This is a genomic window from Corynebacterium sp. 32222D000AT (assembly GCF_053546955.1).
This window is the reverse complement of record NZ_JBPPVW010000006.1, coordinates 77,159-98,328: the sequence shown is the minus strand read 5'-3', so window position 1 is coordinate 98,328 and position 21,170 is coordinate 77,159. Positions and strand designations below refer to the sequence as shown.

Genomic DNA, 21,170 nt, shown 5'->3' with positions numbered 1-21,170 from the left:
CACGCGACGGATGGCGGGCGGCCGCAAAATTCGGTAATAAAACCGGTTGGGTGACCGAAAGGCGGAGTAGAGTGTGGACATGACTTTGCTTGATTACACCGTAACCCGTACCGACCAGCCGACCAGTCCGGAAAAGATTGCCGAGATCCTCGACAACCCGGGGTTCGGCCGTTACTTCACCGACCACATGGTCACCATCGACTGGAACGAGGAAGAAGGCTGGCACGACGCCCAGGTGCGCCCCTTCGGCCCCCTGGAGATGTCGCCGGCCTCCAACGTCTTCCACTACGGCCAGGCCATCTTCGAGGGCATCAAGGCCTACCGCCAGCCGGATGGCACCGTGGCCACCTTCCGCCCGGAGCAGAACGCCGAGCGCATGATCCACTCCGCCGAGCGCTTGGCGATGCCGCCGCTGCCCGCCGAGGAATTCACCAACTCCCTGGCCCAGTTGGTCGCCGTCGATAAGGACTGGGTTCCGGCCGCCGGCGGGGAAGACTCGCTCTACCTGCGCCCGTTCATGATCTCCACGGAGGTCTCCCTGGGCGTTCACCCGGCCAAGTCCTACCGCTATATCGTCATCGCCTCCCCGGCCGGGGCCTATTTCACCGGCGGCGTGAAGCCGGTTTCGGTCTGGCTGTCTACCGACTACGTCCGCGCCGCCCCCGGCGGCACCGGTGCGGCGAAGTTCGCCGGCAACTACGCGGGCTCGCTGTTGGCCCAGGCCCAGGCCGATGAGAAGGGCTGCGACCAAGTCGTCTGGCTGGACGCGCTGGAGCGCAAGTACATCGAGGAGATGGGCGGGATGAACCTGATGTTCGTCTACGGCAGCGGCGACGACGCCAAGATCGTCACCCCGGCGCTGTCGGGCTCCCTGCTGCCCGGCATCACCCGTGATTCCCTGCTGCAGGTCGCCCGCGACGCCGGCTACGAGGTCGAGGAGCGCCGCATCTCCGCCGAGGAGTGGCACCAGGACGTCGACAGTGGCGAGATGACCGAGTCCTTCGCTTGTGGTACCGCCGCCGTTATCACCCCGGTCGGCCGCGTGCTGGGCAAGGACCTGGACTTCACCATCAACGGCAACGAGCCGGGCGAGGTCACCATGGCGCTGCGCAAGCAGCTCACCGACATCCAGCGCGGCAGCCAGCCCGACACCCACGGGTGGCTGCACACGCTGGTCTAGTCGCCCAGTGCCGTGGAGACAAGCTCCACGGCTGAATTGATAAGCGGCAGGGCAGACAGGGCCCCGAGGCCCTGGCCCGCCGCGACCGCCAGATCCAGCCAGGGCTCGTGCCCGAGATCGGCCACGGCCCGGTCAAAGGCCGGGGTGGCGGTGGAGGTCGCGACGAAGACCCACTCCTGGGTGCCGGGGCGCAGGCGCTCGGCTAGCATGGCCGCGGCCGCGCCGAAGGAGCCGTCGATGAGCACCGGAGTGCGGCGCGCGGCCGACTGCGCGATGAAGGCGACCTCCGCTGCAAACGCCGGCGAACCCAGCACGCGGATAAGCTCGGCCGGCTCGTCGGCGAGCCCGCGGCTGCGGAACATCGCGTCGCGTACGACGGTGACCTGTTGTTTCCACCGCTCCGTCGGGACCTGGGCGCCGCGCGGGACGATCGCCACCGGCTCGGTGCCGGTCACGCGGCCCACAATTGCCGCGGCTACGGTGCTGTTGCCGACGCCGATATCGGCCGGGATCACCAAGTCGTCGCCCTCGTCCGCGCTGGCGTCGGCGGCCTTGATACCGATGTCGAAGGCCTGGGCGGTCAGCTCGGCGTCCATCGCGTCGGCGCTATCAATCGGGGCGGAGGTGCCTGCTTGGATTAGCCGCACGCGGGCAGCGGCGCGCTGGGCCAAAAGCTCAATCGGCCCGGTGTGCGCGGACAGCTGCTCGACCGCGTCGTGGGTGTGGTCAGCTGGCCACTGCGAGACCGGCGCGTCCGCGCTGGCGATGCCGTTGTCGCCGGCGAAGACCACGACCCGCGGCCGGGCCACCGGCTGGGGCAGGACGCGCTGCAGGCAGCCGGCCAGCCAGACCACCGGCAGGGACATCCGCCCCAGGGCGGCGGACTGCGGATTCAGGGCAATCTTGGCCGCGAGCTCGCGCTTTTCAGCCGCGCCGATGCCGGCCGCGCTATCCGCCTGCAACTCCACCATGACTAGGCCAGAGCCTCGCCCGGCTTGACCCGCGGGCGCGGCACGCGCCACTTACGCGGCTGGGTAGCCCGCCCCACCGCGTAGCTGCCCAGGCTGAAGCCGGTAGCGGTGGTGCCGGGGAACTTCATCCGCACCGCGTTGTTGACGCGGCGGCCGTGCAGGATAGCCAGGACAGCGAAGAGCAGGATGAAGACCATGCCCACGGCGGATACCGCCGGGGAGATGCTCGGGACAAACGTGCCGACGAACATGAACAACAGCAGGGCGAGGGCACCGGGCATCGTGAAGCGCAGCGGGCTGTTGGCGACATCGACGACATCGCGGGCATAAGCCCGCTCCTTGCCGCGGTCGCGGGCCGGCAGGTAGCGTTCGTCGCCGGCGGCCATGCGCTCCTGGGTCTCGCGGTTGCGCTTGCGCTGCTCCTCGCGCTCCTTGGCCTTGTAGTCCTTCCATTCTTCCTTGGACATGGACTTCTTCAGCTCTTTGCGGTTCTGGTGCGCCTGCGCAGTAGACATGCGGTGCGGATCGCGGATAACGCCCTTGGCGATCTCCTGCTCCGCGCGCTTCGGCGTCGGCCGGCCCTTCGGCGGGGTGTAGCCCTTCGGGTAGCTCTTAGCCTCCTGGGCGGCCGAGTCCTTGCCGGCGTGCGCGGCCGACTGGTCGGCGGTGTCCGCTGCAGCGGCGTCCTGATTGTCTTTTTGCCACGGTAGTTTCACAACACCCAAGGTTACAAGGTTGCTTGTCCAAAGTGGAATAAGGCCCGCGCCCGTGCGGTTGAAGATGAATACAAGCCATAATCCCACCGCCTGGCACGTCAGCCTTTCTTGACGGTAGTGAGGCGAGTAGGGTGGTGGGGAGCACTAAATCCGACGCAACGTCGAACAATCAAGTCGAACAAGGAGTATTTATGACCGCCCCAGCATCTGCTACTGGCGTCATCCTGACTGAGGCCGCCGCCGCTAAGGCGAAGGCTCTGCTCGATCAGGAAGGCCGCGACGATTTGTCCCTGCGTATTGCTGTCCAGCCGGGCGGCTGCGCCGGCCTGCGCTACCAGCTGTACTTCGATGACCGCACCCTGGATGGCGACAAGGTCGACCAGGTCGGCGGCGTTAACCTCGTCGTGGACAAGATGTCCGTGCCGTACCTGACTGGCGCCAAGATCGACTTCGCCGACACCATCGAGCAGCAGGGCTTCACTATCGACAACCCGAACGCCGGCGGTTCCTGCGCCTGCGGTGATTCCTTCAACTAAATAGCCGTTGGTGGCGAGCCAAACAGTTCGCCGCAACGCATAAAAGCTTTGGGCTCGGCCCTCCTTCCGTAGGAGGGGCCGAGCCCAAAGCTTTAGGTTTCTTTAGCGGCGGACCTTAGTCGGCGTTAGAGCTTGACCGGGTAGTCGCGCTGTTCGATCTGCGGATCGATGCGGTCTTCGACGAAGATGCCGTGCCAGATCATGAACGACAGCACGGTCCACAGGCGGCGGGAGTGGTCGCTGACCCCGTCGCGGTGCTCCTTGAGCATCTCTAGGACGGCCTTCTTGTTGAAGATGTCCTCGGTCTGCGAGGCGTTGATCTGATCCTGGGCCCAACCGTAGAGCTCGTCGCCGGCCAGCCAGTGGCGCATAGGCACCGGGAAGCCCAGCTTCTTGCGGTGCAGCACGTGCGGCGGCACGATCTGCTCCAGCGCCTTGCGCAGCGCGTACTTGGTGGTCCCGTGGGCGATCTTCAGATCGTGCGGGATGGTCTCGGCGACCTTGAAGACCTCCTTGTCCAGGAAGGGCACGCGCAGCTCCAGGGAGTTGGCCATGTTCATCTTGTCCGCCTTGACCAGGATGTCGCCGCGCATCCAGGTAAACAGGTCCAGGTGCTGCATCCGGGCGACCGGATCGAAGTCCTGGGACTGGGCGTAGATCGGGGCGGTGACCTCCCGGTGGTCCCACTCGCGGCGAGCCCACGGCAGGACGCGCTGGAGCTGCTCGAAGTTAAAGGAGCGGGCGTTGCCGTAGTAGCGCTCCTCCATGGTCATCGAGCCGCGGTTGAGCAGGGACTTGCCCTTCATGCCCTCCGGCAGGACGCGGGAGAGCTGGCCCAGCCCGCGGCGCAGGGGAGAGGGGATCTTCTCAAACGGTGCGAGGGAGAGCGGTTCCTTATATATGGTGTAGCCGCCGAAGAGCTCGTCGGCGCCCTCACCGGAGAGCACCACCTTGACGTGCTTGCGGGCCTCCTGGGCCACGAAGTACAGCGGGACCAGCGAGGGGTCTGCGACCGGGTTGTCCAGGTACCACATGATCTTCGGCACGGCGTCGGCGTACTCCTCCGGGGAGACGATCTTGACGATGTGCTCGACGCCGATGGCCTCGGCGGACTCGGCTGCGACGTCGACCTCGGAGTAGCCCTCGCGCTCAAAGCCGGTGGTGAAGGTGAGCAGGTTCTCGTTGTGGCGCTTGGCTAGGGCGGCGATCGCCGTGGAGTCGATGCCGCCGGAGAGGAAGGAACCGACCGTGACGTCCGCGCGCATGTGCTTTTCGACGGAATCCTCCAGGGCGCGGGCGATGCGGTCGAACAGCTGCTGCTCGTCGCCCTTGGCGACCTTTTGCACCGGGAAGGTGGGGCGGAAGTAGCGGTCAGAGACGACCTCGCCGCCCGGCTTCAGGGTCACGGTGCAGCCGGATTCGACGCGGCGGATATTGGCGTGCAGGGACTCCGGCTCCGGCACGTACTGCAGGTCGACGTAGTGCTCGATGGCGCGCTTATCAAGGCTCAGGTCTAGACCGATGGTCTCGGCCATCGCCAGGATGGACTTCATTTCGGAAGCGAAGACGGTGCCCGCCTCGGTGGTGGCGTAGTACAGCGGCTTGATGCCGAACTGGTCCCGGGCGGCGAACATGGTCTTGGTCTGGGTGTCCCAGATGACGATGCCGAACATGCCGCGCAGGTGGTTGACCACGTCCGCGCCCCAGTGGTGGTAGCCGACGACGATGGGCTCGCCGTCGCCTTCCGTATTAAACGTGTAGCCGGCGGCCTGTAGCTCCTCGCGCAGCTCCAGGTAGTTGTAGATCTCGCCGTTGAAGGTCAGGGCGTAGCGGTCCGGGGCATCGGCCGGGCCCCAGCGCAGCGGCTGGTGGGAGTGCTCCAGGTCGATGATGGACAGGCGGTTGAACCCGAAGACGGCGTCGTCGTCGTGCCAGGTTCCGGCCGCGTCTGGACCGCGGTGGCGCATACAGGGCAGTCCGTCCTCAACGGCTTGGACGTAGTCCGTGGCGTTGTGATTCGCGGCTAGCAAACTCAAAAGTCCGCACATACGGGTCTCGCTCCTTGCAAAGAAAGTTTCTGAACAACTTGGCATTTTACGGGTCGCGGCCCGCAGATAGCTATTGGCGCTCCGAGGTAGCGGCTGCCGGCTGGCTGTGGGCGGCCTGTGGACGGTGGCTGGCCGCGCCGCCCGGCGGGGTAGAGGGAAAGCTTCCACCTTTAGGGGCGAACTTTCGGATGATAGCCCGCCCGCGCGTCTGTGAATTGGGTAACAGGCGAGAAATCGCAGTTAAAGGGCATAATCCACGGCAGAGGCCGATGACCATGTAACATAATCGGCCGTTACGGTCGCGGGCCAAGGGGTCCGTGCGACTGTTCTTGGGATTCGGCTAAGAAATGCGAGCTGGATCCACTATCCTAAACAGATAGGAATGCTCTGAGAGCGTTTAAGAAGTTTGTGTGGACAGAAAGGCAGAACACACGTGGGACAGCGTAATAAGCGCAACCTAGCCCGAAAGGCTGGTCTGGCGGGCGCACTGGCACTGGGTGGCAGTGCTCTCGCAGCCTGTGATGTGCAGGCTCCCGAGGCTGTAAACAAGGTCCTGGGATTCGGCTGGCCGCGGGGCATTACCCCGGAGGCAGAAGCAATGTACAACTTCTGGATCTGGGTCTGGGTTGCTGCGTGGACTATCGGTATCATCATGTGGGGCCTGTTCCTGGTGGCCATCTTCCGGTGGAGCGCCAAGCGGGCCAAGAAGCAGGGTAAGGGCGAGTTCCCGAAGCAGCTGCAGTACAACGTCCCGCTGGAGTTGGTGCTGACGGTTGTCCCGATCATCATCATTACGGCCCTGTTCTTCTTCACGGTTCAGACCCAGCAGAAGGTCACCGCCCTGGATAAGGACCCGAAGGTGACCGTGGACGTGACCGCTTACCAGTGGAACTGGAAGTTCGGCTACGCCGCCGTTGACGGCGAGCTGGCTGGCGGCCAGGACTACGACGGCACCGACGAGGAAAGCAACCGTCTGGCGGAAGAGTCCGCTATCGACCCGGAGGGCACCGAGAACGCTAACCCGATTCACGGCAAGTCCAAGGGCGACATCTCCTACCTGAACTTCAACGAGATTGAGACCGTCGGTACCACCGAAGAGGTTCCGGTTCTGGTCCTGCCGACCAACACCGCGATTGAGTTCCGCCTGGCCTCCGGCGACGTGTCGCATGGTTTCTGGATTCCGGAATTCCTGTTCAAGCGCGACGTGTACGCACACCCGGAGAACAACCAGCAGGAGCGCGCTTTCCAGGTGGAGAGCATCGATAAGGAAGGCGCCTTCGTTGGCCGTTGTGCTGAGATGTGCGGTACCTACCACGCGATGATGAACTTCGAGCTGCGTGCCGTTTCCCCGGAGAAGTTCGAGGAGTACATGCAGTACCGCATGGACAACCCGGACGCTCCGAACTCTGAGGCCCTGGCGCACATCGGTGAAGCTCCGTATGCCACCTCGACCCAGCCGTTCAACTCGCAGCGCGACACCCAGGATGGCGACAACTACGTTGACGCCAACGACAAGGCACAGGCATAAGGAGATATTGAACCATGCGTGTAGGTGCAAAAGTCTTTTACGGGATCTTCACATACCTGTTGATCTCCGAAATCGTCTACATCTTCGCCGTCAACTTCGTTAAGGACGACGGCTACCGCCACGGCCCCGAGTGGGCAGGCATGGTCGCCATGGCCCTCGCGGCCCTGCTGGCCCTGATGCTCGCGGTCTACATCCAGTTCACCGATGCCCGCTCCGACGTCCTCCCGGAGGACTGGGAAGAGGCGGAGACCGAGGATTCCGCCGGCATCCTGGGCTTCTTCTCCCCGAGCTCCATCTGGCCGTTCATGATGACCATGGCCATCGCAGTCCTGGGTCTGGGCATCATCTTCATGTACTACTGGATGATCGTTCTGGGCGCCATCATGCTGGTGTGGGCTACCACCAAGCTCTCGCTGCAGTACGGCCTGCCGAAGGAAAAGCACTAGCTTTCAACTGCGCGCCGTAATCGCCCCGCAGCTTCTTAGACGACAAGGCCCCGGGCCTTCCTGAAAAGGGAGGTTCGGGGCCTTCGTCGTATCCAGTTCCAAAAAGTTCCCGCAGTATCCGAAAAACTTTCCCGAGCCGGCGAAAAGCCTGGGATTTGCCGTCGATACCGCGGGGCGGGTGGGGCCTATCAACCGGTTGACGGCGTTAAAACCCCTTGTTATAGCGATTTTCAGCTGGGGGTAATACGAAAGTTGCAAGCCTGCGGTTTTGCCGCCCGGGAAACGTGAATTATCTCTCATCCGCATTTCGGCGAAAATGGTTGCAAGCCGCGCGGGTATCCATCTCGCGAAATATTGGTCGCCTCTAAGCCTGTGGGGGCGGCGGGGAATAAGGGTGGTGACCTGCGGGGATGGCGAGTTTTTGGAAAGTAGTGGCCGGCGAACATGGGGCGGTTAGGCAGGATTGCGGCCGGATTCTGTGTTTTTGCTGACGAAGCCCGGAAAAATTCATAGCGAAAGCGGGGGGAACTAGATGAATTCGGGTCGAGAAACGGCCATACTAATAGGCGTGACGAGCGCAGTTTCTAATCAAGGTATGGCAGCACCACGTGTTGCCGCGCTGAACCGACCCAATATGGTCAGCGTGGGCACCATCGTGTTCCTGTCGCAGGAGTTAATGTTCTTCGCCGGACTGTTCGCGATGTGGTTCACATCCCGAGCTAACGGTCAGGAAGGCGATTGGGCGGAGCACACCGCCCACATCAACGTGCCTATGGGCTTCCTCATTACGGGCGTCCTGGTGCTTTCCTCCGTGACCTCGCAGTTCGGTGTCTTCGCCGCAGAAAGGGGTGACGTATTCAAGCTTCGGCTCTGGTACTCGGTGACCATCCTCCTGGGCGTTTTGTTCCTGGGCATTATGGCCTTCGAGTGGTACGAGCTGATTCACCACGGTGTTACCGTCCAGGCGAGCGTGTTCGGTTCGGTCTTCTACATTCTGACCGGCTTCCACGCGGCCCACGTGACCGGTGGCCTGTTGAGCTTCGTGGTGATTTTGCTTCGCATTGCTAAGTCCAAGTTCACGCCGGCCCAGGCAACCGCTGCAATGGCGGTGTCTTACTACTGGCACTTTGTGGACGTCGTGTGGATCGGCGTTTTCGTCGTTATCTACCTCGTCCAGTAGGCCGTAGATAGCCGAGTCATCTCGGTCTACAGCCATTCATTTCCGGACACCAGTAACACAAAAGGAAAATGATGGATACCAATCCCAACAACAACGCTTCACCGGTGGGGGAGACCACCCCGGCGGCTGCGGCGAAGAAGACTCGCCGCCGGCGCAAGATGAAGCGCACCCTCGCGGGCGCTTTCGCGCTGACCGTCGGTCTGACGGGTGCTGGCGTTCTGGCCACCGCCCTGACGCCGGACGCTCAGGTCGCCACCGCCCAGAAGGATGACCAAGCCCTGATCCAGGAAGGCAAGGACATCTACGATGTCGCTTGTATCACCTGCCACGGTGCCAACCTGCAGGGCGTCGAGAAGCGCGGCCCGTCGCTCATCGGCGTCGGTGCCGGCTCGGTCTACTTCCAGGTTCACTCCGGCCGTATGCCGATGATGTCTAACGATGCCCAGGCGGAGCGCAAGACCCCGCGCTACACCGAGCAGCAGACCCTGGCCCTGGCTGCCTACGTTGCGGCCAACGGTGGGGGACCGGACATCGTCTACAAAGAAGACGGCACGATTGCTATGGAGTCCCTGCGCGGCGCCAACTACAACGGCCAGATTCAGGCCGAGGACGTCGCCAAGGGTTCTGAGCTGTTCCGCATGAACTGCGCTTCCTGCCACAACTTCACCGGCCAGGGTGGCGCACTGTCCTCCGGTAAGTACGCACCGGCCCTGGATCCCGCCAACGAGCAGGAGATCTACCAGGCCATGCTGACCGGCCCGCAGAACATGCCGAAGTTCTCCGATCGCCAGCTGACCGCTGACGAGAAGAAGGACATCATCGCCTACATCAAGTCTGCTAACGAGACCCCGTCTCCGGCAGGCTGGGACCTGGGCGGTCTCGGCCCGGTCTCTGAAGGCCTGGCAATGTGGATTATCGGCATCACCGCGCTGTGCGCGGCCGCTATGTGGATGGGATCGCGCTCATGAGCAACGTAAATCACAACTACACCGACGCTCAGCTGAAGGGCATGAGCAACGACGAGCTCGCTGCCCTCGGTACTGAGCTGGACGACGTCACCGTCGCTTTCCGTAAGGAACGCTTCCCGGTTGAGGGTGACCCGGCTGAGAAGCGCGCGGCCACCGGCATTGGTATCTGGCTGACGATTTCCATCATCTCGGCCATCGCCTTTTTGGGCGTGTACCTGTTCTGGCCGTGGCAGTTCAAGACCCTGGGTGAAGACGGCCTCATCTGGCACACTCTCTACACCCCGCTGCTGGGTCTGTTCTCCGGTCTGGCAATCATCTGCCTGGGCGTCGCTATTATTCAGTACGTCAAGAAGATCATTCCGGAAGAGATTTCGGTCCAGCGTCGCCACGACGGTCCTTCCGACGAGGTTGACCGCCGCACCCTGACCGCCCTGCTGAACGACTCGTGGAAGACCTCCACCCTGGGTCGCCGCAAGACCCTGATGGGCCTGCTCGGCGGCGCCGGCGTCCTCTTCGGCCTGTCGGTCATCGCCCCGCTGGGCGGCGCCATCAAGAACCCGTGGAAGGTTCGTCACGAGATGAACTACATGGGTGACGGCACCCTGTGGACCTCGGGTTGGACCCTGCACGAGAAGGGCGTCAAGCTCTACCTCGCTCGTGACACCAGCACCATCGCTGAGATGCACGAGGGTGAGTCCGGCAGCCACTACACCACGAAGGGCCTGGCGCGCCTGGTCCGCGTCCGTCCGGAGGACCTGGCTGCCGGCGGTATGGAGACCGTGTTCCCGTTGGCTGAGTCCGACGTCAACGACGGCGACCTGTACGATCCGCAGAAGGATGTCTACGAAAACCACATGCACTCGATCCACGGCAACCGCAACGCGGTCATGCTGATTCGCCTGCGCCACGCAGACGCACAGCGCGCCATCGAGCGCAAGGGTCAGGAAGACTTCCACCACGGTGACTACTACGCCTTCTCCAAGATTTGTACTCACATCGGTTGCCCGACCTCGCTGTACGAGGCTCAGACCAACCGAATCCTGTGCCCGTGCCACCAGTCGCAGTTCGACGCCCTGGAGTACGGCAAGCCGGTCTTCGGCCCGGCCGCCCGTGCTCTGCCGCAGCTGCCGATCACCGTGGACGAAGACGGCTACCTCGTCGCGCAGGGTAACTTCATTGAGCCTGTCGGCCCGGCATTCTGGGAGCGTAAGTCATAATGAGCAATAAACTCGCTGAAATCGGTAACAACATTGATTCGCGGTACACTGCCTCCGGCATGATCCGCACTCAGATCAACAAGGTCTTCCCGACCCACTGGTCCTTCATGCTGGGCGAAATGGCGCTGTACAGCTTCATCATCCTGCTGCTGACCGGTATTTACCTGGCGCTGTTCTTCGACCCGTCGATCAGCAAGGTCATCTACGACGGCGCCTACACCCCGCTCAACGGCGTGGAGATGTCGCGTGCTTACGCGACGGCCCTGGACCTGTCCTTCGAGGTACGCGGCGGCCTCTTCGTCCGCCAGATGCACCACTGGGCAGCCCTGATGTTCATGATGTCCATGGTCGCGCACATGCTGCGCATCTTCTTCACCGGTGCGTTCCGCCGCCCGCGTGAGGCAAACTGGATCATCGGCTGCGCGCTGATTCTGCTGGGCATGGTCGAGGGCTTCCTCGGCTACTCCCTGCCGGACGACCTGCTCTCCGGCGTTGGTCTGCGCATTATGTCCGCCATCATCCTGGGCCTGCCGATCATCGGTACCTGGTTGCACTGGGCCATCTTCGACGGCGACTTCCCGTCCGACCTGATGCTGGATCGTTTCTACATCCTGCACGTCCTGGTCATCCCGGGCATCATCCTGGGCCTGATTGCCGCCCACCTCATCCTGGTCTGGTACCAGAAGCACACCCAGTTCCCGGGGCCGGGCCGCGCCGAGAACAACGTCGTTGGCGTCCGCATCATGCCGGTCTTCGCCACCAAGGCGATTGGCATGGGCCTGATGGTTGCCGGCGTCTTGGCTCTGATGTCTGGTCTGCTGACCATTAACGCCATCTGGAACCTGGGGCCGTACAACCCGTCGCAGGTCTCCGCTGGTTCCCAGCCGGATATCTACATGCTGTGGACTGACGGTGTCGCTCGTATTATGCCGGCCTGGGAGCTCTACCTGGGCAGCTACACCATCCCGAGCGCCTTCTGGGTAGCCCTGCTCTGTGGCCTGATGGTCGTCCTGCTGTTCGCCTACCCGTTCATCGAGAAGAAGATGACCGGCGACGACGCCCACCACAACCTGCTGCAGCGTCCGCGCGACGTTCCGGTCCGCTCCGGCATCGGTGCCATGGCCATCACCTTCTTCCTGCTGGTGACCATGTCCGGTGGTAACGACCACGTCGCTCACTTCTTCCAGATCTCGCTGAACGCGATGACCTGGCTGGGCCGTATCGGCCTGCTGGTCCTGCCGCCGCTGGCTTACGTCATCACCTACAAGATTTGCGTGAGCCTGCAGCGCTCCGACCGCGAGGTCTTGGAGCACGGCATCGAGACCGGTGTCATCAAGCAGCTGCCGAACGGTGCCTTCATCGAGGTTCACCAGCCGCTGGGCCCGGTCGACGAGCACGGCCACGCCGTCCCGCTCAAGTACGCCGGCGCCAAGGTCCCGAAGCAGCTCAACGAGCTGGGCCTGGCCGACGCCGAGACCCAGGGCATCTTCTCCTCCGACGAAGAGGGTGTGGTCAAGCGTGTGCACCAGCACCACGCTGACAACGCCGCCGAGGAAGCGGAGATGTTCCGCCGCCTCAACGAGGCCAACCGTCGCGACGACGAGGAGAACGGCCGCTACTAACAGCTGGCCATCCTTTAACTAGCGCTCACGAAGCCCGCCGCTCCCACTGGGAGTCCGGCGGGCTTTTGTTATGCCACCGGCTAACGATGCCCCCGCGCCCGCAGCCCCCACGGAGTCAACAGTCCTCCCGATGCGCACGGTGCCCACGGGCGCCACTGTGCCCGTCTTGGGCGCCGGGGGAGCGGCCAGCGGCCGCGGGGCCCGCCGCTGCGGCGTATCACGCACTGTGGCAGCCCCACCGCCGTCTCTCTTGCGCCAGGAGCGCGTGGGCTCGGTAGGGCTCGTATACGCCTTCCTATATAGATCCGTATATAGAAGAATGGTCGCGCGGTGGTGGAGTGGTGGGCGGCGGGGTAGAGGCGGCGCAGGGGAGCGCAGTAGCTACTGGGCTGTCTCCTTTTATATTGGAGACTTTGGGGAGCCGTGGTGCCGGAGTGAACGGTGAGGCGCGGTATTGCACCTTCGGTGGGCCGGTTTTGGGCCTGGGGAGGCCCTCTAAGGGGCCTAAAATTCGGAAAAATTCGCCGAAATTTGGGTGTGTGATTAAGCTAACAATTAAAAAGTGTCCTGATCGCCTTCATGTGGTCGGGAAGAACTTGCTGAGAATTGGGGGTGTTGCGTGATTTTGGTGTTGCCGCTGGTCATGGTATTCTTGTTCGGGTCGCTTGGCGTTGAGGGGTGCGCGCCGGAGTGAGAAAACCTGAGAGCGTCTCAGTCCGATAAACGGGGTATAACGAAACGGTTACAACGCGACACGCTTTGGTCAATTAGACATCTTTCGTGATTGTTTCGTAACCTATTCGAGACACAGCGTTGCTCACCGAGCAGCCAGTCCCGAACTAAAGAATTTTTCAAGCGCCGTATCTGGCCGCTCCCACGAAGAGGGTTGTGGCCGAACGGAGGCCGGCGGTGTCACCACTGCCGGCCGACGAACGTTAGGCCCGTCCCCTGGGCCAGAGCCTTGCCGATGTAGAAGGAAACTCGGCAGGGTAGGCGCTAAACAAGATTTGGAGTTTATTTTCGTGGCTAAGCACCGTCGTCAGACCGCAACCATGACCCGTCGTATCGCGACCACCGCCGTAGTGGCTGCATCCGCTACCGTCGCCGTCCCGGGCGTTGCGAACGCTACCGAGGTAGTTATCCCGAACACCAACTACTCTTTCGATGTCCAGGGCCTGGACCAGATCCCGAACATTGAGAAGGTTCCGAACATCCAGACCTACGTCCCGTCCCTGGGCGAGGCTCAGAACGTCAACTACAACGCCGCTGCACAGGTTGCTCCGGCACCGGCTAAGTCCGAGGGCCAGAAGGTCGTCGACGCGGCTCGCTCCGTCATCGGCGCACCGTACGGCTGGGGCGCTGCCGGCCCGAACTCCTTCGACTGCTCCGGCCTGACCTCCTGGGCCTACGGACAGGTTGGCAAGTCCATCCCGCGTACCTCCCAGGCGCAGGCCGCCCAGGGCACCCCGGTCGCCCTGGACCAGCTGCAGCCGGGCGACATCGTTGCCTACTACGGTGGCGCTTCCCACGTCGGTATCTACACCGGCAACGGCACCATCATCGATGCCCTGAACTCCGGCACCCCGGTTCAGGAGCGTCCGCTGGACTACATGCCGATCCACTCGGCCGTCCGTTTCTAGGACTTTCCGCAGCCCCTCAAGGGCTCGCCCCGATCCGCGCTAGCGGGTCGGGGTTTTCTCTTTAATCACACCCGTTTCAAGTTCGCCAGTTTCCCGCCTGAGGTGGGAAAACAACTTCGCGTCCGACTGGTAAACACCCGCGGGATGCTCTATAGTTCATTAAGTTAGTTCACTCGTTTTTTAACACTGAAGAAAGAGTCCTCGTGCTTGAATATTCTGCGCGGCGCACCCGTTCCATGCGCCGCATCTCCGGCGGCTGGTTGGCTGCCACCACGGCCGTTGTTCTGGGCGCAGCGGCACTGAACCCCGTAGCGGGCGCGCAGGAGACCGACGGCGCGGAGCAGCCCGCCGTCGCTCCGGCTGGCGACGACGTTGATTCTCTGCTGCACGAGATGGGCGAGGTCGCGCAGAAGGTCTCCGCGAAGAGCGAAAAGGTCAAGGAGGCCGAGGACAAGCTCGCCGAGGCGGAGAAGGACACGCAGCGCTCGGCGGAGCACGCCCGCCACGCTCAGGAAGAGGCAGACGCTGCCGATGCCGCCGTTAACGACCAGCGCGGCAACGTCAACGACATCGCCAAGTCGCGCTACCGCGGCGTGAACATGGACCGCTTCACCGCCACCTTGGCCAGCGGCGACCCCCAGGCCGCCGTGGAGCGCCTCGGCTACCTGGGCGCTATTTCCCGCGACGCCCAGCGCAACCTCGAGACCATGTCGACCAACGCGGACGCCGCCAAGTCCAAGCGGGACGCCGCCGACGCCGCCGTCAAGGAGGCAGAGCGCAAGACCCGCGAGCTGCAGGAGCAGAAGGACCGCCTCGTCCGCGAGCAGGAGGAGCTGGAGAAGCAGAAGGCCTCCATCGAGGAGCGCGTCGACGCGCTGTCCGGCGAGGACCGCGCCCGCTGGGAGGCCCAGTTTGGCGGCTCTTCGTTGTCGCCGGAGGACATCGCCGGCCTGTCCGGCAAGGGCGGCGACGCCGTGGCCGCGGCCCTGTCGAAGATCGGCAGCCCCTACGGCTGGGGCGCCGCCGGCCCCACCGAGTTCGACTGCTCCGGCCTGATGTTCTGGGCCTACCAGCAAAAGGGCGTGAGCATCCCGCGTACCTCCCAGGCGCAGATCGCCGGTGGCACCAGCGTGAGCATCAACGACCTGCAGCCGGGCGATATCGTCGGCTACTACCCGGGCGTTACCCACGTCGGCATGTACATCGGCGACGGCCAGGTGGTCCACGCCTCGACCTACGGCGTGCCGGTCCAGGTCGTGCCGGTCGACTCCATGCCCATCCAGGGCGCTTCCCGTTACTAAACGCGCGCGGGCTATAGGTACAGTTGGTGCCTATGGTCCGCGTTTTGCTTGTTACCAATGATTTCCCGCCCACCATCGGCGGGATCCAGTCCTACCTGCGGGATTTCCTCGGCACCCTGCCCCCGGACCAGGTCATGGTCTTCGCCTCGACCCAAAACGCCGACGATGCCGCCTCCTACGACCGCGACCTGCCCTACCGGGTAGTGCGCTGGCCCCGCCGGGTCATGCTGCCCACGCCGGCGACGGCGCGCGCCATGCAGGAGATCATCCGCCGCGAGGGCATCGACACGGTCTGGTTCGGCGCCGCCGCCCCGCTCGGGCTCCTCGGCAAGGCCGCCCGGGCTGCCGGCGCCACCCGCGTCATCGTCACCACCCACGGCCACGAGGTCGGCTGGTCGATGCTCCCCGGCGCCCGCCAGGCCCTCCGCCTCATCGGCGCCTCGGCCACGGCCGCGACCTATATCTCTGGCTACACCCTGCGCCGCCTGCGCCCGGCCTTCGGCTCCCAGCTGGACTGGGTACACCTGCCCTCGGCCGTCAACACGGACGATTTCCACCCCGTGGACGCCGCGGCGGCCACCGCCGCCCGCCGCCGCTACGGGCTGCGGGAGGATGGCCCCGTCGTCGTCTGTATTTCCCGCCTGGTCCCGCGCAAGGGCCAGGACCAGCTCATCCGCGCCTTCGGCCGGCTCCAGCACAACCACCCGGACGCCCAGCTGCTCATCGTTGGCCGCGGCCGCTACCGCGCCAGCCTCGAGACGCTGGCCGGCATCTACTTCCTGGACACCCACTTCGCCGAGGCTGCCGATACCGCCGACCTGAACGCCGCCTTGGCCGCCGCCGATATCTTCGCCATGCCGGCCCGCACCCGCGGTGGCGGGCTCGACGTGGAGGGGCTGGGCATCGTCTACCTCGAGGCTCAGGCAGCTGGCCTGCCCGTCATCGCCGGCGACTCCGGCGGCGCGCCGGAGACCGTCACGCAAGACACGGGCATCGTCGTGCGCGGGTCGAGCGTGGATGAGCTGACCCGCGCCCTGGATGCTTTGTTGTCAGATCCCCAGTGCCGGCAGGAGATGGGCCGGGCCGGGCGCGCATACGTGCAGCAGGAATGGACCTGGGCGGTCATGGGCGCCCGTCTGCGCGGCCTCCTTCGATGTGACCGCTAAGGGGGAGGGGGTATATCCTAGACTGCATGTCGAAAGCCTTCCCCACCCCCTCGTCTGCAGAGATGGAGTCCTCGCAGCCGTTGACTATCGGCATGGATATTGGGGGCACCAACCTGCGCGCCGGCGTGATTACCACCGACGGGCAGCTCATCGATAGCGTCAGCGTCCCCACCCCCAGTACCGCAGAGGCACTCGAGGACGCGCTTGTCGATGCCGTCCGCCGCCTCCAGGGCACCTACCGCATCCAGGCCGTGGGGCTGGCCGTGGCCGGGTTTATCGACCCGGACTGTGAGGTGGTGCGCTTCGCGCCGCACTTGCCGTGGCGCAACGCCCCCGTCCGCCGGCGGGTGGAGGAGCGCCTGGGCCTGCCGGTGCGGCTTGAGCACGACGCGAACTCCGCGGCCTGGGGCGAGTGGCGCTTCGGGGCCGGGCAGCACGCCCGCGACTGGGTGTTTTTCTCCGTGGGCACCGGGATCGGCGCGACGCTGATGACGCAAGAGACCATCTACCGCGGCGCTTTTGGCACCGCCCCGGAATTCGGCCACCTCGTGGTCGTGCCGGGCGGGCGCCAGTGCTCGTGCGGTAAGCGCGGCTGCCTGGAGCGCTACGCCTCGGGTACCGCGCTGACCGACACCGCCAACGAGCTGCGCCCGAACTATTCCACCACGCTGCCGGCCAACCCCTCCGGCGAGGAGATCGCCGACGCCGCCCGCGCGGGCGACGCCCTGGGGATCGCCGTCATGGAGGACCTGGGCAGCTGGCTCGGCCAGGGCCTGTCGATCGTGACCGACGTCCTCGACCCGGAGCTCATCGTGCTGGGCGGGGGAGTCAGCAAGGACGCTGATCTCTACCTCGACACGGCGCGCGAGTTCATGGCCCGCGACATCGTCGGCGCGGGGCACCGCCCCGTGGCGGAGGTCGTTACCGCCAGCCTGGGATCGGCAGCAGGTATGATCGGGGTGGGAGATTTGGCCCTGCGCCAGGCAGACATGGTTCACGAGGAAAGTTAGACGATGCACAATAAATGGTATTGGGCCTTTAAGAATATTTTCTTCGGCCCGGCGCTGCGGCTATGGAACCGACCCTGGTCGCGCGGCATGGACAACATCCCGGCCACCGGGTCCGCCATCTTGGCGTCCACCCACCAAGCCGTGATGGATTCCTTCTACTTTCCGCTGCTGTGCCCGCGGCAGATTATCTTTCTCGCCAAATCGGAATACTTCACCACGCCCGGGCTGGTCGGCCGCGTGCAGAAGTGGTTCTTCAGCTCGGTGGGGCAGGTGCCCATCGAGCGCAACGCCGAGTCCGCTAGCGCGGGCATGCTAATTTCTGCCAAGCGGATCCTCGGCAACGGCGACCTGTTTGGCATCTACCCGGAGGGCACGCGCTCGCCGGACGGCCGCGTGTACAAGGGGCGCACCGGCATGGCCCGGGTGGCCATGGCCACCGGCGAGCCGGTTATCCCGATCGGCATGATCGGCAGCCGCGACGCCAACCCCATCGGCACATGGATCCCGCGGCCCAAGCGCGTCGGCATGGTGGTGGGCGAGCCCATCGACCCCATCGCCTGGGCCCGGGATAACGACCTGGACCCCGAGTCCCACGAGGCCGCCCGCGCCTTCACCGACTTCATCATGCACCGCCTGGCGGAGATGGTGGACCAGCCCTACGTCGACGTCTACGCCTCCGAGGTCAAGGAATCCCTGGCCGCCGGAAACGGCTACCCGGAGGGCGCGGAGCCTTCGTCGCCGCAGTCGGGGGTGGCTTAGAAGTTTTGCCTTCTTCCGCCGCCTCCCAAAGGCTGGCCTGGCCCGATGTCGCGAAGGGGCTCTCGATCATCGGCGTGGTGGTACTGCATATCTCCATCAGCGTCCCGGATGCCCACCTGACCTGGCTCTTTACCGCAAACACCTGGCTGGACCCGCTGCGTATGCCGCTGTTTTTCTTGGTCAGCGGCTACTTTTCGAAAAAGATCTTCCACTACAGCCTGTGGGAGCTGTTCAGCCGTCGCCTCTGGTTTTTCATCGTGCCCTATTGCATCTGGGTACCCGTCGAGCTGTGGACCAACAGCGTCCACTACGCAATAGTCTTCGGCGACGAGCCGCGCACCTTCGCCGACTACGCCAGCTCCCTGGTGCTAGGCCACAACATGGGTTGGTTCCTACACGCGCTGGTGCTGTTTAACCTCTACCTGTGGGCGGTTCGCCGCCTGCCGCGCTGGGCCGCCATTGCTGGCTCGCTTATTCCCATCCTCTTTTTGGGCTGGCACGAGGAGGTCTACTTCGTAGGCAAGGCGCTGATGTACCTGCCCATCTTCGTCATCGGCGCGTTCTGCCGCCAGTGGATCACCGCCTTCGCCGAGCTCATCGATGCCCCCTTAAGCCACGCCTTCACCGCCCGCGTGCGCCCACCCAAGTACGCGGTTCTCAAGGCCATCGCGCCGTTGCTCGGCAGCGCCGGCGGCTTCGTGGCTGGCTACAGCCTGGTCCGCTGGTGGAATGGCATCAAGGACTCGGACATCGTGGTGGATTGGTACCTACCCGGGGCCGAGTGGCTCGGCGGGGCGGAGCTGTGGTCGCTGGTGCGTCTAGGCCAGCACCTGCTGATGTTCCCGGCCGCCATCGCGGGCGCGGTCCTGTTGTCCTACGTTCCGGGTGTATCCCACCTCTTGCGCTTTACCGGGCGGCACACGCTGCCGGTCTACCTGGGCCACCCCATCGCACTGACCCTGGGCTTCGGGCTGCTGACCGCTTACCACCCGGTCGAGATCATGATCGACGGCGCGTGGCCGTGGGAGAACACCTGGTTCTGGATTCTTTACTGCTTGGGCATCTCCGCCGTCGGGGCGCTGGCGCTGTGGGCCTTGAGCAAGGTGCCCGTGCTGGGCTGGTCGATGAAACCGCCGCAGATATACCGCGGCGCCACCAGCGCGCACAGCACGACCACCCAGGACAGCCAGAAATAGTCGTTGCCGGGGATGGCCTGCCACAGGCTCCATTCCAGCTCCTGGTTCTGGGTGTAGGGAACCAGCCAGTGCCCGCGGGCGAACAGCACCAGCCACAGCAGCCCGGCCAGCCAGACGCTCCGCGGTAGGAGCGCGGTGACGTAGGCCGCCAGCAGCACCAGCCACACGTAGTGGTGGGACCAGGACACCGGCGAGGCCAGCAGGGACAGCTGGGCCGCAATCAGGATCATCGGCACCACGCCGCCGGCGCGGACGCGGTAGACCGCCGCCCCACAGGCCAGGATGATGACGACGACGCCCGCCAGCCACCAGTCGCCGGCCCCAACGCGTTCGAGGAAGCCGCGCAGCGACTGGTTCGACGAATACGCCAGGCCGCCGATGCGCTCCGAGTCCTGCAGCGTCGACAGCCAGTAGTCCCGCGAGCTCGCCGGGGCGGCGACAAAGCCCACCCCGACCCAGGCGATGGAGGCCCCCGCGGTGGTCGCTAGCGCGCGCCACTCCCGCCGGGCGAAGTAGACCAGCACGAAGACCGCGGGGGTCAGCTTGATGCTAATCGCCAGGCCTAGAAGCACGCCGCGCAGGCGGCGGGGCAGGACCAGAAAGTCCACCAGGACGATGAGGGCGAGCAGGATGTTGATTTGGCCGAAGCTGAAGGTCTCGGTGATGGGCTCGGCCAGCGCCGCGGGCACCATGCACCAGGCGGCCCACGTCGCCGCCGCGTCTTTTTTGAGCGGCCGCAGCACCAGCCACAGGCACGCCCACAGCCCGGCCCACGATGCCACCGTCCAGGTCACCGAGACCACCGGCAGGCTGGCCACGCTGAGAGACGAAAAGAGCACCGCCGCCAGTGGCGGGTACGTAAAGGGCAGGATCATCCCGCTGGTGACCTGATAGTCCTGCGCGTAGAGGTGCTCGCCGGCCAGCCAAGCCTGGCCGCCGGCGCGGTAGACGTCGAGATCGATGTGGTAATACGGCCGCAGGATGCCTTCGGTGAGGAATAAGGGGGCATCGATAAGCCAGACGATGCTTACAGCAAACGACACAAGGAGCGGGATCCAGGCGGGAACGCGCCGTACGACTGAAGCGAGCACGGAAGTAGTCTACCCCGCGCGAGGGCCCGCCCAGCCACCGGCTAGAATCAATGACCGTGCGATACTTCTACGACACCGAATTCATTGAGGACGGCCGGACGATAGAACTGGTCTCCATCGGGATTGTCGCGGAAGACGGGCGCGAGTACTACGCCGTGTCGACGGAGTTCGACCCCCAGCTGGCCAACGCCTGGGTGCGCGAGAACGTCCTCGACAAATTGCCCTCGCCCCACGATGCCGTGTGGAAGCCCATCCACACCATCCGGGAGGAAGTCTACGGATTTTTATGCAGCGCCAAAACGCCGCCCGAATTGTGGGCCTGGGTGGGCGCCTACGATCACGTGGTGCTGGCGCAGCTGTGGGGCGACATGGCCGGGCTGCCGAAGCGGCTGCCGCGTTATACCCGCGAACTCAAGCAGTACTGGGAGTTTGCCGGTCGCCCGAAGCTGCCGGCCGTGCCGGCCGGCAACCACGACGCCTTGGTGGACGCGCGCCACAACCTAGCCAAGTTCAACATTTGCCAAAAGGCACTGCCGCTGAGCAAGGGCAATCGGATTACTAAGTAACCCGTAACTATCATCCGACCGATGAACGT

18 protein-coding genes and 1 pseudogene are annotated in these 21,170 nt (G+C 64.4%); 15 read left to right on the top strand and 4 right to left on the bottom strand.

Going from position 1 to position 21,170, the window contains the following annotated elements:
• Window positions 1-79 precede the first annotated feature (79 nt).
• Window positions 80-1,180, top strand: a complete 1,101-nt coding sequence (locus ACEE23_RS05445; protein ID WP_368519002.1) for a branched-chain amino acid aminotransferase — start codon at window positions 80-82, stop codon at window positions 1,178-1,180.
• Here the strand turns inward: ACEE23_RS05445 and ACEE23_RS05440 are convergent.
• Window positions 1,177-2,151 carry a nicotinate-nucleotide--dimethylbenzimidazole phosphoribosyltransferase gene (locus tag ACEE23_RS05440; protein WP_368521466.1) on the bottom strand — a complete coding sequence of 325 codons (975 nt, stop codon included), beginning with the start codon at window positions 2,149-2,151 and terminating at the stop codon, window positions 1,177-1,179. The genes ACEE23_RS05445 and ACEE23_RS05440 overlap by 4 nt on opposite strands.
• A gap of 2 nt (window positions 2,152-2,153) precedes the next feature.
• The gene (locus tag ACEE23_RS05435; protein ID WP_368519004.1) at window positions 2,154-2,867 is read right to left on the bottom strand and encodes a DUF3043 domain-containing protein; all 714 of its coding nucleotides are present in this window, start codon (window positions 2,865-2,867) and stop codon (window positions 2,154-2,156) included.
• 191 nt (window positions 2,868-3,058) lie between these two features.
• Between ACEE23_RS05435 and ACEE23_RS05430 the strand changes: the two genes are divergently transcribed.
• Window positions 3,059-3,403: a HesB/IscA family protein gene (locus ACEE23_RS05430; protein ID WP_070769617.1), complete on the top strand. Its 345-nt coding sequence runs from the start codon at window positions 3,059-3,061 to the stop codon at window positions 3,401-3,403.
• Window positions 3,404-3,528: 125 nt separating this feature from the next.
• Here the strand turns inward: ACEE23_RS05430 and asnB are convergent, their stop codons facing one another.
• Complete coding sequence (asnB, locus tag ACEE23_RS05425) at window positions 3,529-5,451, bottom strand: asparagine synthase (glutamine-hydrolyzing) (protein ID WP_368519005.1); 1,923 nt, start codon at window positions 5,449-5,451, stop codon at window positions 3,529-3,531.
• A 433-nt stretch (window positions 5,452-5,884) separates the two neighbouring features.
• On the opposite strand from asnB, the gene ctaC reads away from it, so the two are divergent.
• The 12 genes and pseudogenes from ctaC to ACEE23_RS05365 form a co-directional block, all read left to right on the top strand.
• On the top strand, window positions 5,885-6,979 hold the full coding sequence (ctaC, locus tag ACEE23_RS05420) for an aa3-type cytochrome oxidase subunit II (protein WP_368519006.1): 1,095 nt from the start codon (window positions 5,885-5,887) through the stop codon (window positions 6,977-6,979).
• Between the two features lie 14 nt (window positions 6,980-6,993).
• The gene (gene ctaF / locus ACEE23_RS05415; protein WP_368519007.1) at window positions 6,994-7,425 is read left to right on the top strand and encodes an aa3-type cytochrome oxidase subunit IV; all 432 of its coding nucleotides are present in this window, start codon (window positions 6,994-6,996) and stop codon (window positions 7,423-7,425) included.
• A gap of 568 nt (window positions 7,426-7,993) precedes the next feature.
• Window positions 7,994-8,605, top strand: coding sequence for an aa3-type cytochrome oxidase subunit III (gene ctaE / locus ACEE23_RS05410; RefSeq protein WP_448232861.1), 612 nt, complete (start codon window positions 7,994-7,996; stop codon window positions 8,603-8,605).
• 68 nt (window positions 8,606-8,673) lie between these two features.
• The gene (gene qcrC, locus ACEE23_RS05405; protein WP_368519008.1) at window positions 8,674-9,573 is read left to right on the top strand and encodes a cytochrome bc1 complex diheme cytochrome c subunit; all 900 of its coding nucleotides are present in this window, start codon (window positions 8,674-8,676) and stop codon (window positions 9,571-9,573) included.
• A complete protein-coding gene (qcrA, locus tag ACEE23_RS05400) occupies window positions 9,570-10,790 on the top strand; it encodes a cytochrome bc1 complex Rieske iron-sulfur subunit (protein WP_368519009.1) in 1,221 nt (406 codons plus the stop codon). The genes qcrC and qcrA overlap by 4 nt, the downstream gene beginning before the upstream one ends.
• Complete coding sequence (gene qcrB / locus ACEE23_RS05395) at window positions 10,790-12,412, top strand: cytochrome bc1 complex cytochrome b subunit (protein WP_368519010.1); 1,623 nt, start codon at window positions 10,790-10,792, stop codon at window positions 12,410-12,412. Before qcrA ends, qcrB begins: the two co-directional genes overlap by 1 nt.
• Window positions 12,413-13,434: 1,022 nt before the next feature.
• The gene (locus ACEE23_RS05390) at window positions 13,435-14,052 is read left to right on the top strand and encodes a C40 family peptidase (protein ID WP_368519011.1); all 618 of its coding nucleotides are present in this window, start codon (window positions 13,435-13,437) and stop codon (window positions 14,050-14,052) included.
• Between the two features lie 203 nt (window positions 14,053-14,255).
• Window positions 14,256-15,353, top strand: a complete 1,098-nt coding sequence (locus ACEE23_RS05385; RefSeq protein ID WP_368519012.1) for a C40 family peptidase — start codon at window positions 14,256-14,258, stop codon at window positions 15,351-15,353.
• 32 nt (window positions 15,354-15,385) lie between these two features.
• Window positions 15,386-16,519, top strand: a complete 1,134-nt coding sequence (locus ACEE23_RS05380) for a glycosyltransferase family 4 protein (protein WP_368519013.1) — start codon at window positions 15,386-15,388, stop codon at window positions 16,517-16,519.
• Between the two features lie 26 nt (window positions 16,520-16,545).
• A complete protein-coding gene (locus ACEE23_RS05375) occupies window positions 16,546-17,529 on the top strand; it encodes an ROK family protein (protein ID WP_368519014.1) in 984 nt (327 codons plus the stop codon).
• 3 nt (window positions 17,530-17,532) lie between these two features.
• Window positions 17,533-18,288: a lysophospholipid acyltransferase family protein gene (locus ACEE23_RS05370; RefSeq protein ID WP_368519015.1), complete on the top strand. Its 756-nt coding sequence runs from the start codon at window positions 17,533-17,535 to the stop codon at window positions 18,286-18,288.
• A 74-nt stretch (window positions 18,289-18,362) separates the two neighbouring features.
• Window positions 18,363-19,310: pseudogene (locus ACEE23_RS05365) on the top strand (hypothetical protein); the annotation flags it as partial.
• A 26-nt stretch (window positions 19,311-19,336) separates the two neighbouring features.
• Here the strand turns inward: ACEE23_RS05365 and ACEE23_RS05360 are convergent.
• Window positions 19,337-20,527 (bottom strand): glycosyltransferase 87 family protein, encoded by a 1,191-nt coding sequence (locus tag ACEE23_RS05360; RefSeq protein WP_368519016.1) that lies wholly within the window; start codon window positions 20,525-20,527, stop codon window positions 19,337-19,339.
• A gap of 104 nt (window positions 20,528-20,631) precedes the next feature.
• Here ACEE23_RS05360 and ACEE23_RS05355 point away from each other — a divergent pair, with 104 nt between their 5' ends.
• Window positions 20,632-21,141: a polyadenylate-specific 3'-exoribonuclease AS gene (locus tag ACEE23_RS05355; RefSeq protein WP_368519406.1), complete on the top strand. Its 510-nt coding sequence runs from the start codon at window positions 20,632-20,634 to the stop codon at window positions 21,139-21,141.
• Window positions 21,142-21,170 lie beyond the last annotated feature (29 nt).

Bases quoted from the DNA above. Each gene is read 5' to 3' on its own strand.
- ACEE23_RS05445 (WP_368519002.1), top strand. From the start codon at position 80: ATGACTTTGCTTGATTACACCGTAACCCGTACCGACCAGCCGACCAGT.
- ACEE23_RS05440 (WP_368521466.1), bottom strand. From the start codon at position 2,151: ATGGTGGAGTTGCAGGCGGATAGCGCGGCCGGCATCGGCGCGGCTGAA.
- ACEE23_RS05430 (WP_070769617.1), top strand. From the start codon at position 3,059: ATGACCGCCCCAGCATCTGCTACTGGCGTCATCCTGACTGAGGCCGCC.
- asnB (WP_368519005.1), bottom strand. From the start codon at position 5,451: ATGTGCGGACTTTTGAGTTTGCTAGCCGCGAATCACAACGCCACGGAC.
- ctaF (WP_368519007.1), top strand. From the start codon at position 6,994: ATGCGTGTAGGTGCAAAAGTCTTTTACGGGATCTTCACATACCTGTTG.
- qcrC (WP_368519008.1), top strand. From the start codon at position 8,674: ATGATGGATACCAATCCCAACAACAACGCTTCACCGGTGGGGGAGACC.
- qcrA (WP_368519009.1), top strand. From the start codon at position 9,570: ATGAGCAACGTAAATCACAACTACACCGACGCTCAGCTGAAGGGCATG.
- qcrB (WP_368519010.1), top strand. From the start codon at position 10,790: ATGAGCAATAAACTCGCTGAAATCGGTAACAACATTGATTCGCGGTAC.
- ACEE23_RS05380 (WP_368519013.1), top strand. From the start codon at position 15,386: ATGGTCCGCGTTTTGCTTGTTACCAATGATTTCCCGCCCACCATCGGC.
- ACEE23_RS05375 (WP_368519014.1), top strand. From the start codon at position 16,546: ATGTCGAAAGCCTTCCCCACCCCCTCGTCTGCAGAGATGGAGTCCTCG.
- ACEE23_RS05370 (WP_368519015.1), top strand. From the start codon at position 17,533: ATGCACAATAAATGGTATTGGGCCTTTAAGAATATTTTCTTCGGCCCG.